At 61.2% G+C, this 8,139-nt stretch carries 8 protein-coding genes; 4 read left to right on the top strand and 4 right to left on the bottom strand.

The window, feature by feature from the left end; all coding sequences use genetic code 11:
* Nucleotides 1–308 precede the first annotated feature (308 nt).
* On the top strand, nt 309–866 hold the full coding sequence (locus ABR948_RS26315; protein ID WP_428123571.1) for a PAS domain-containing protein: 558 nt from the start codon (nt 309–311) through the stop codon (nt 864–866).
* Between the two features lie 42 nt (nt 867–908).
* Here ABR948_RS26315 and ABR948_RS26320 read toward each other — a convergent pair whose 3' ends face one another.
* The 3 genes from ABR948_RS26320 to ABR948_RS26330 form a co-directional block, all read right to left on the bottom strand.
* Nucleotides 909–3,167 (bottom strand): fused MFS/spermidine synthase, encoded by a 2,259-nt coding sequence (locus ABR948_RS26320; RefSeq protein ID WP_428123573.1) that lies wholly within the window; start codon nt 3,165–3,167, stop codon nt 909–911.
* 124 nt (nt 3,168–3,291) lie between these two features.
* Nucleotides 3,292–3,558 carry a ribbon-helix-helix domain-containing protein gene (locus tag ABR948_RS26325; protein WP_428123575.1) on the bottom strand — a complete coding sequence of 89 codons (267 nt, stop codon included), beginning with the start codon at nt 3,556–3,558 and terminating at the stop codon, nt 3,292–3,294.
* 112 nt (nt 3,559–3,670) lie between these two features.
* Nucleotides 3,671–4,771 (bottom strand): amidohydrolase family protein, encoded by a 1,101-nt coding sequence (locus ABR948_RS26330; protein WP_428123577.1) that lies wholly within the window; start codon nt 4,769–4,771, stop codon nt 3,671–3,673.
* Nucleotides 4,772–5,123: 352 nt separating this feature from the next.
* Between ABR948_RS26330 and ABR948_RS26335 the strand changes: the two genes are divergently transcribed.
* On the top strand, nt 5,124–5,738 hold the full coding sequence (locus ABR948_RS26335; RefSeq protein WP_428123579.1) for a PilZ domain-containing protein: 615 nt from the start codon (nt 5,124–5,126) through the stop codon (nt 5,736–5,738).
* Between the two features lie 18 nt (nt 5,739–5,756).
* On the opposite strand, the gene ABR948_RS26340 is transcribed toward ABR948_RS26335, so the two are convergent.
* Nucleotides 5,757–6,389 carry a cupin domain-containing protein gene (locus ABR948_RS26340; RefSeq protein ID WP_428123581.1) on the bottom strand — a complete coding sequence of 211 codons (633 nt, stop codon included), beginning with the start codon at nt 6,387–6,389 and terminating at the stop codon, nt 5,757–5,759.
* Between the two features lie 422 nt (nt 6,390–6,811).
* On the opposite strand from ABR948_RS26340, the gene ABR948_RS26345 reads away from it, so the two are divergent.
* Together ABR948_RS26345 and ABR948_RS26350 are read left to right on the top strand one after the other, a co-directional pair.
* A complete protein-coding gene (locus ABR948_RS26345) occupies nt 6,812–7,438 on the top strand; it encodes a transglutaminase-like cysteine peptidase (RefSeq protein WP_428123583.1) in 627 nt (208 codons plus the stop codon).
* A 312-nt stretch (nt 7,439–7,750) separates the two neighbouring features.
* The coding region (locus tag ABR948_RS26350; RefSeq protein WP_428123585.1) for a hypothetical protein at nt 7,751–8,139 on the top strand (389 nt) is incomplete at its 3' end.

Raw genomic sequence — 8,139 nt, forward strand, 5'->3', positions numbered from 1 at the left:
GTGACACATCCCCACCCCTCCCCGCGCGATGACCAAATCTGTCTGACGCCACCTGTGTACCAATCTCGCCGGATCCTGGAGAAAACCCCGCGAGAGATCGAATGCGCGGACCATAGCAGTCCCGCGGGAAGCGGAAACCGCATAGTTAACTTAACGTTAACGACGCAAAGACGCCGCCGGCGGCCCGCAAACACGCCTGCGGCATAGACGCTGCAAAGCCAGTCTTGCAAAACATTCCAGGGAATGCGCGTGCGCGAAAGCGGGACAGATGTGTCCTGCCCCGCCCGGCGCTGGGGCAAGGCTCAGATATGAAACACCCGTCAAGCCGCGAATTTTTCGCTTATTGGGACCAGAAGCGCGGCGATGCGCGCGCGCCCGACCGCAGCGAGATCGAGCCCGGCGCGGTGCGCGAACTGCTCGGCGATATCTTCGTGCTGTCCTATGACAGCGCCGCCGGCTATCCGTTTCGGGTCGCCGGCACCAGGGTCTGCGCCCTGCTCGGCTGCGATCAGAAGGATCGGAGCTTTTCGGCGCTGTTTGTGCCGGAGTGCCGCCGCGAGATCGAGGAGATCGTCGGCGTGGTCGCCGAAGAAATGCTGGCCGCCGTCGCCGGCATCACCGCAACCGCGCAGGATGGCTCGCTGGCGCATCTGGAACTGCTGCTGCTGCCGTTCAACACCCGCGCGCATACGCCGTTGAGCCTGACCGGACTGCTCGCCCCGTTCGAAAGCGAAGCCAGCCTACTGCGCGACTTCAGGCTGACATCGTGGCGCTATCTCGCCCACCCGCCGCAGCGCCTGGTTCCGCGCGCCTTGCGGAAACTGGCGATCGCGCGCGGCTTCATGGTCTATGAAGGCTTGCGCTGACCGCGCGGCCTGCCCTTCGGTCAGACGCCCGCGCCTGCAACCTCAGTCGTCTTCCCGAAACTTGGCAACGAGTGGCCCCAGCAGGTTGGAGAAATCGTCACTCCAGGGAGATTCACCCGGCTCCGGTTTCTGTAATTCCCAGTCCTTCAAGAGACCAAAATCATCGTCGTTCCGCGCCAGGACCATGACGGTCGAAAACTTGATCATGGGATCGCCACCCTCGGTTTCGTCTTCGTCATAGAGCCTGGCGATCAGCTTTTCACTTGCGGCCGTCTCGGTCACCACACCGGTCAGATCGAGATGATTGTTGGAAATGTGAGTGATGATGATCCCGCCGGGATTGAGACGCGACAGATAAATTCGCAAGGCCTCCCGCGTCAGCAAGTGCACCGGTATCGAATCCGATGAAAAGGCATCCACGACGATCACATCATAGCGGGCGTCCTTGGCGTCGGCGATCGTCAGACGTGCGTCTCCCAGCACGATTTTCGCGTCCGGTTTGCAATCCCGCAGAAAGCTGAAGCGGTTGGCATCGCGGGCGATGCGGATCACGTCAGCGTCGATTTCATAATAATCGAGATGGTCGTCGGGCTTCATGAGGCAGGCAATCGAGCCGGCACCAAGACCAATGACGGCGGCGCGAATGGGCCCGTTCTTCTTGTCCTGCACGGCGTCGATCGCTTCGGCGATCGGTGAATCCGGGTGGTAATAGGTGGACAATTCCGGACGCCCGGTGACCGGCTTGCCGTCATCCGTGGTCAGTCGCTGCGCGCCATGCAATTCCATGCCATGGCGCAACACGCGGAAGCGGCCGTCCGCCGTCACCTCGATCTTGTGGACGCCAAAAAAACTGCGCACGGTTTCGAGGTGCCTGACATTCGGCGGATAGACCCGGGTGATGGCGAAGACAGCGGCAAACAATACGGCCAGCCGCAACGGCCACTCGCGGAATGCGACGGCGCACGCGACCAAAATCACCACGGCGCCCCAAACAATCCAGCTATAGGGTGGAACAACCGAAATACTTTCGTGCAACCCGGGCAGCGTGACGACACCAACGATGGCGACAAACGCCACAATGAGCCTGGCTTCCTTTGCCGTCGGCCAGACCAGCCCCGGCCGCGCCAACGCCGCCGCAACCACCAGCAGCGGGTATTCCGCGATCCACGAAAAGATCCGGGGAGCGATCAAGCCTGAAAAAATGCCACCGAGCACGCCGCCAAGCGACATGCAGAAATAGAACCGCGTCAGATAGGCTGCCTGCGGACGCGTAGCGGCCATCAGTCCGTGGCATATCATCGCCGTCACGAAGAATGTCAGCAAATGGAGCGCGACATCGACGGTCAGCCAGGTACGGATATCGAGCGCCAGCGTCAGGACGATCAACGCCAGCAAGAACGGCTGAAGCTTGATCCAGGTCGCTTGCCGGATAAACGTGCGCTGGCTGAACACCAGAATGAAACTGATCAGGTAAAGCGAGAGAGGAAGCACCCAGAGAAACGGTGCGGCAGCTATATCGGTCGTGATGTGCGTTGTCGCCGCGATCATCAGCGCTGACGGCACGAAGGCGAGCGCCACCCAGTAGACCATGCGACCAAACGCCGGGGCGGCTTCGGTCGACTGCGCGCGCGACAAAATGGCCTCGCCATCGCGGCGAAAGAACACCAAAGCCCCACATGCGGCGATCAGCGCGATCAGCAGATAATAGCCGGTGCGCCAGAGGCTGCCCTGGAAGCTCAGCGTCGAAAACGGTTCCGCCACGAACGGATAGGCAAATAGCGCCAGAAGGCTTCCGGTATTGCTCGCTGCATAGAGGAAATAGGGATTTTCGGCCTGTCCGAGACCGGAGCGGGCGAACCACGCCTGCAGCAGCGGCCCGTTGGCGGCCAGCGCGAAGAAGGGAAAGCCAATGGAAGCACCGAACAGGCCAAGCAAAAACAATTGCTCGCGGTCGGCTGGCGGCGATCCCCAGCCTTGCGCAATCGCAAGCGGCAGAAAGACCGCGCCCCCCAGCATGACCGCGAGATGGATCAGCAAAGCGAGCTGACCACGGACAAAGCGGGTCAGCATGTCGGCATAGGCGTAACCCAATAGCAGGATGCCTTGAAAGAACACCATGGCCACGGACCATACCGATGCCGATCCGCCAAATCGCGGCAGCACCATTTTCGTGAACATGGGCTGCACCGCAAACAGCAATGCGGCACTGAGAAAAACGGTCGCGGTATAGATTGAAATGAGGAAAGCCGAAGAGCTGTTTGCCTTGACGGATGCGGCTTCAATCCGATTGCTTGCAGACATTCATGTCACTCTACTAGATCGTTCTGATCTCGTTGCTTTGGGCTTGTGTCCCCGCAAGCCGGTCATTGATAGAGGAAGCATGGAGATAGAACCATAGAGAGCTGTTGCGGCACAATCCTTCAGTTCAATCGTTGCCCGGATTCAGCAGAAGATCGATTTTTGATCCCGCCAGTTCGATGGCGTGGGGTGATCTGTTGCTGGCAGCCCCCCAGGTGATTTCAGCGATAGCGAGCCCGTTTCTGACGAGCTCGCGAACGGCCTGCGGATGGGTTTGATGCTTTCCACCCCGCTTTATCCAGCGGTCCAGCGCTTTAAGGTCCGCCGGCTGAAGGCGGACACCGACGAGGGTGCCCTTGCCTGTCGGCGACGGGTCACGTTTCCTGGTTTTCATAGCGGCGTCTCCATGGAAACCGCAGGCTGACGCCATTTAAAGCCGAAACCAAGGGAGGCGCAACCGGCGAGCAGCGCTGCCCCGCGCTCATTCGCCAGCCCTTGGCCCAGCGTCACATCTCGAAATTGAACAGCTTCGCCGCGGTGCGGCCGATGATATCGGCCTTTTGATCGTCGCTAAGCGATGTCGACGCGAAAATATGGTCTACCGGGTGTAGCTGCCAGGGATAGGGATAATCGCTGCCCAGCACCACCTGACCGGCGCCGACCTGGGCCACCAGATGGCGGATCGCCTCGGGCGTGAAGATCAGGGAATCGAAATAGATCTGCTTGAGATATTCCGTCGGCGCTTTCTTCAGCGTGATATCGGGGTTGCAGCCCTTGGGGCCGACCAGGCAGGGATGATCCGACCGGTCGGCGTAGGACGGCAAGTAGCCGCCACCATGCGCCGCGATCACTTTCAGCCCGGGAAAGCGATCAAACGTCCCCTCGAAAATAAGGTGCGAGAGCGCGATCGTGGTCTCCAGCGGATTGCCGATGGTATTGGTGAGCCAGCCATTGCCGGACAATCGCTTCTTGAGCTCGGGTATCGCTGCCGGATGGATGAACAAGGGCACGCCGAGCTCTTCCGCCTTGGCCCACACCGGATGGAATTTCGGATCGGAGAATTCGACCCCGTCCACCACGCCGCCGATCGCAGCGCCCTTCAATCCCTGCTGCTTCACCGCGATCTCGAGTTCGCGCACGGCCAGATCAGGCGCCTGCAGCGTGAGCGAGGCGAAGGCCGCGAACCGGTCGGGCTTTGAAGCGCACAGCTCCGCCAGCTTTTCGTTCTGGATCTTCACGATCGCAGCGGCCAGATCGCGATCGCGGTTGTACCAGAAGGGATTGATCGACAGCACCTCCATATCGACGGCCTGCGCGTCCATGACGGCGAGTCGCTTGTCGATCGCAATGAAAGCTTCGTCGGCGCCGTTGACCGGCACCTGCATGACGCTGTCGGCTTCGGCACCGAGCAGCGCGCCGGCTTCGTGGAAGTGGCAATGGGCATGCACGTCGATCGACTTGATCCGCTTTCCGCCGACCATGACAGGCAGTTTCTGGCGTGCCGGCTGCTGGCCGTGCGCGCTTTGCAGAAGACCGCAGCTGCAGAAAACAACGCCCGTGGCGAGCGTCGCGGTGCCGGCTTTAAGAAAATCACGGCGTGTGGTCATGGGGATTTCCTCGGTGTTTTTGTTATTGCTGGCCTGGTATCACCACCGTGCCATGCTGTTTCTGGTTGGAATTCCGCTGCGACGGACGCCTGGACGGTCAGGTTGGCGCGCGAACCTAGGACATGCCCCGGGGCGGGAGCAAGACGGCCCGTCTTCGCTTTCATGTGAAGTGACCGCGAAGCGGCTTCGCCAAGAACGCCTCGATCCATTCCGGGCCGGCCTCGCCCCGCGCGCGGCCCCAGCCCCGCATAACGTGAATGCCCACCCTTCATGCAACCATTGCTAACGGCTCATTAACCTTGTCGGCCGTAGGGTCAGGCGACACCGAAAAGCCGGTTGTCGGGTGGCCAAGATGGCGTTAGCGCACAAGAAATCGATCCTTCCGGCCGCCGAAGAGCGGCGGCGTTTTCAACGGGTCAAGGTTCATCTGCTCGGCCGCTATATGCTGCCGGACCGACGTGAATTTCCTTGCCAGATCATCAATATGTCGCCGGGTGGACTGGCCCTGCTGGCGCCCGGGATCGGCAATGTCGGCGATCGCGTGATCGCCTATCTCGACCATATCGGCCGGGTCGAGGGCAAGATCACCCGCATTATCGACAACGGCTTTGCCATGAGCGTGGGCGCGACCGCGCGCAAGCGCGACAAGCTGGCGGCGCAACTGACCTGGCTCGCCAACCGCGACATTCTCAACCTGCCGGAAGACCGCCGCCACGACCGCATCGTTCCGCGCAACCCGATTGCGCTGCTCACGCTCGAGGACGGCACCAAGATGACCTGCCGGATTATCGACATGTCGCTGTCCGGCGCCGCGATCGCCGCGGAAAACCGCCCGCCGCTGAAATCTCTAGTTCTGCTCGGCAAGGTCCAGGCCCGGGTGGTGCGAAAACTCGAGGAAGGCTTTGCGCTCGAATTCGTTCATCCGCAGCTGGCCGAGACGCTCGAAGACAGCGTTACCGCGCGGTAAACCAGGGCACCCTGCCGATCACTCGCCGCGCGGCGCCGGCTTCGACAAATATTCCTGCGATTGCGCTTCGCTTTTGAGCGGCGTCACTTTGTCGGGGTCGATCCGCACCATCAGATAGTCGATGTGATCCTCGATCCGGGTAAACCAATGACCGGTGCCGGCCGGTATCACGACGACATCGCCGGCCTTGATGTCATAGGCGATGCCGCCCCGCACCTCCGAACCGTTATTTCCGGGACCGTTGAACTCGACCACCGTACGTAGGGTCGCCGGGCGCCGCTGCCGGTTGACGATATCGGGGCCGAGCACCAACGTCGCTGCGCCGGACAGCACATGATAGACTTCGCTGATCTGATCGTGTTCGGCGACGGAGTCAGGCGCCGGTCTGTCCAGCCTGCCGCGGTGGACCCTGCCGATCCCGATATGCGCCTTGCCGATGTCGATATCCCGCATTTGCTGGTCGAGCAGCTTCTCCGCCAGCGCCTTGTTCGCGTAGCCCTCAATCTCGCTTGATGGAATGTAAGTCCCGGGGCACATCGTGCAGGTCGGCTGCGGATCGGTCGGATTGACGCGGACCTGATCCTGGGCGAGCGCCGGAATACCGCTCATCAGGCACAGGACCGTCGGAAAGCTCCAGATAACGGATCGCATGATCACCTCGCCGTGGTCCGGGCATGCATGCACCGGACTTCCCGCGTTGCCAAGGTCTGCCTCATCGGCAACAACGTTACCGCGCGGTAAACCGCCGCGGCCTGCGAATCCCGATTTTTCCAACGCTTGACGGTGGCGTCCGCGGTATCCGACGCCGCCGTCGGCGGTTTGGCACCCGCAACGGTTGCGTTAACGCGGATGGCCTTTTGCCACCGCAACCGCCGCAATCACGGGCCGTGGCGCGTTAACGCGTAAAATTTGAATCAATTGCCGTTGTTTAAAATTCTAATCTAATTTTCTATAAGTATAGATCGAACTATCTCCAATTTTTACTTGTATTCGTCTCAATTGTACTTGGCTTACTTAGCGGCGGCGCAAAACCTTTGTGCGAAACGTGGTCCCAACAAGAAACGGGGGCCACAATGTTTGGGTTCAGAGGACAGGGGAAGGGATTGGCGGTCGTCGCCGTTCTGGTCGGATTGAGCGCGTCGGCGCAGGCCGCCGATGAACGCGTGCTTTATGCAAGCCTGGGAGACACCACCCGCGCGCCGATTGGCTGGGTTGAGTTCTGTACTGAGAGTCCCGGCGAGTGCCATGGCGGTGCGTCGGAACCGCGCGACATCGTGATGACGCAGGCGGCCTGGCGGGATCTGCTGCGGGTCAACCACTGGGTCAACGAAACCGTCAAACCGATGACCGACATGGAGCATTGGGGCGTGATCGAGAAGTGGTCGATCCCCACCGACGGCTACGGCGACTGCGAGGATTACGTGCTGTTGAAGCGCAAACTGCTGATCGACGCCGGATGGCCGCGCGAGGCTCTCCTGATCACGGTGGTGCGTGACAAGCAGGGCGAAGGCCACGCGGTGCTGACCGTCAAGACCGACAAGGGCGAGTTCATTCTCGACAACCAGAACGAAAACGTCGTGGCCTGGACCGAGACCGGATATCGCTTCGTCAAGCGACAGTCGCAGCGAGACCAGAATGTGTGGGTTTCGCTCGGCGACAACCGACCCGCGCCGGCCACCGCCAGCGCCCGCGATCACTGACACATAACGAGATAACGGAGACACGCGACCCGGTCACATCCCCACCCCTCCCCGTCCCAGACCGGATCGCGCGCGGCCAGCTCTCCCCCAAGAGCTGGCCGCAACTTTTCGACGACGCTATCCGGCAGAACAAAGCGCAAACCTGAGCCTTCGAGGTGGGGAAAATACGGGGAATTTGTTCGCGGGCTGTTCAGGGCGTTGGCGATATCACTGGAACCCATTCCACGCCCTCACCGCCATAGCGCGCCCCACCACCGACGCCCCAACATCCAGCGGCTTCACTCCCAGCCCGGTCGGCGCGATCATGGGGGCATGCCCACCCTCACCAGACGCCGCGATCCCGAAGCCCCAGACGAGTGCTGGCACGTCTATTATGGCGACGTCCGCGTCGGCACGATTGCGAAGCGGGTTGGCATCCCGTTCGATGAGGAACCATGGGGCTGGCTGTGCGGCTTCTATCCGGGGTGCCACCCTCGGGAGCGCACCGATGGTGCGGCGGCAACCTTCGCCCAGGCCCGCGCCGAATTTGAAGCGGCATGGGCGATCTTCCTATCGAACCGCACCGATGCAGATTTCGCGGCATGGCGCCATCAACAGGATTGGACGGCGCGGAAGTATGCGATGTGGGAACGCCAGGAGAAGATGCCATCGCAGAAGCCGAACACGATGATGCGCTGTCCTTGTGGGGTGACCTTTAATAG

Origin of the sequence: Bradyrhizobium sp. (assembly GCF_050014615.1) — a bacterium.
Taxonomy (GTDB): Bacteria; Pseudomonadota; Alphaproteobacteria; order Rhizobiales; family Xanthobacteraceae; genus Bradyrhizobium.

Excerpts from the sequence above, each read along its gene's own strand:
- ABR948_RS26315 (WP_428123571.1), top strand. The coding sequence starts at position 309 with ATGAAACACCCGTCAAGCCGCGAATTTTTCGCTTATTGGGACCAGAAG.
- ABR948_RS26320 (WP_428123573.1), bottom strand. The coding sequence starts at position 3,167 with ATGTCTGCAAGCAATCGGATTGAAGCCGCATCCGTCAAGGCAAACAGC.
- ABR948_RS26325 (WP_428123575.1), bottom strand. The coding sequence starts at position 3,558 with ATGAAAACCAGGAAACGTGACCCGTCGCCGACAGGCAAGGGCACCCTC.
- ABR948_RS26330 (WP_428123577.1), bottom strand. The coding sequence starts at position 4,771 with ATGACCACACGCCGTGATTTTCTTAAAGCCGGCACCGCGACGCTCGCC.
- ABR948_RS26335 (WP_428123579.1), top strand. The coding sequence starts at position 5,124 with ATGGCGTTAGCGCACAAGAAATCGATCCTTCCGGCCGCCGAAGAGCGG.
- ABR948_RS26340 (WP_428123581.1), bottom strand. The coding sequence starts at position 6,389 with ATGCGATCCGTTATCTGGAGCTTTCCGACGGTCCTGTGCCTGATGAGC.
- ABR948_RS26345 (WP_428123583.1), top strand. The coding sequence starts at position 6,812 with ATGTTTGGGTTCAGAGGACAGGGGAAGGGATTGGCGGTCGTCGCCGTT.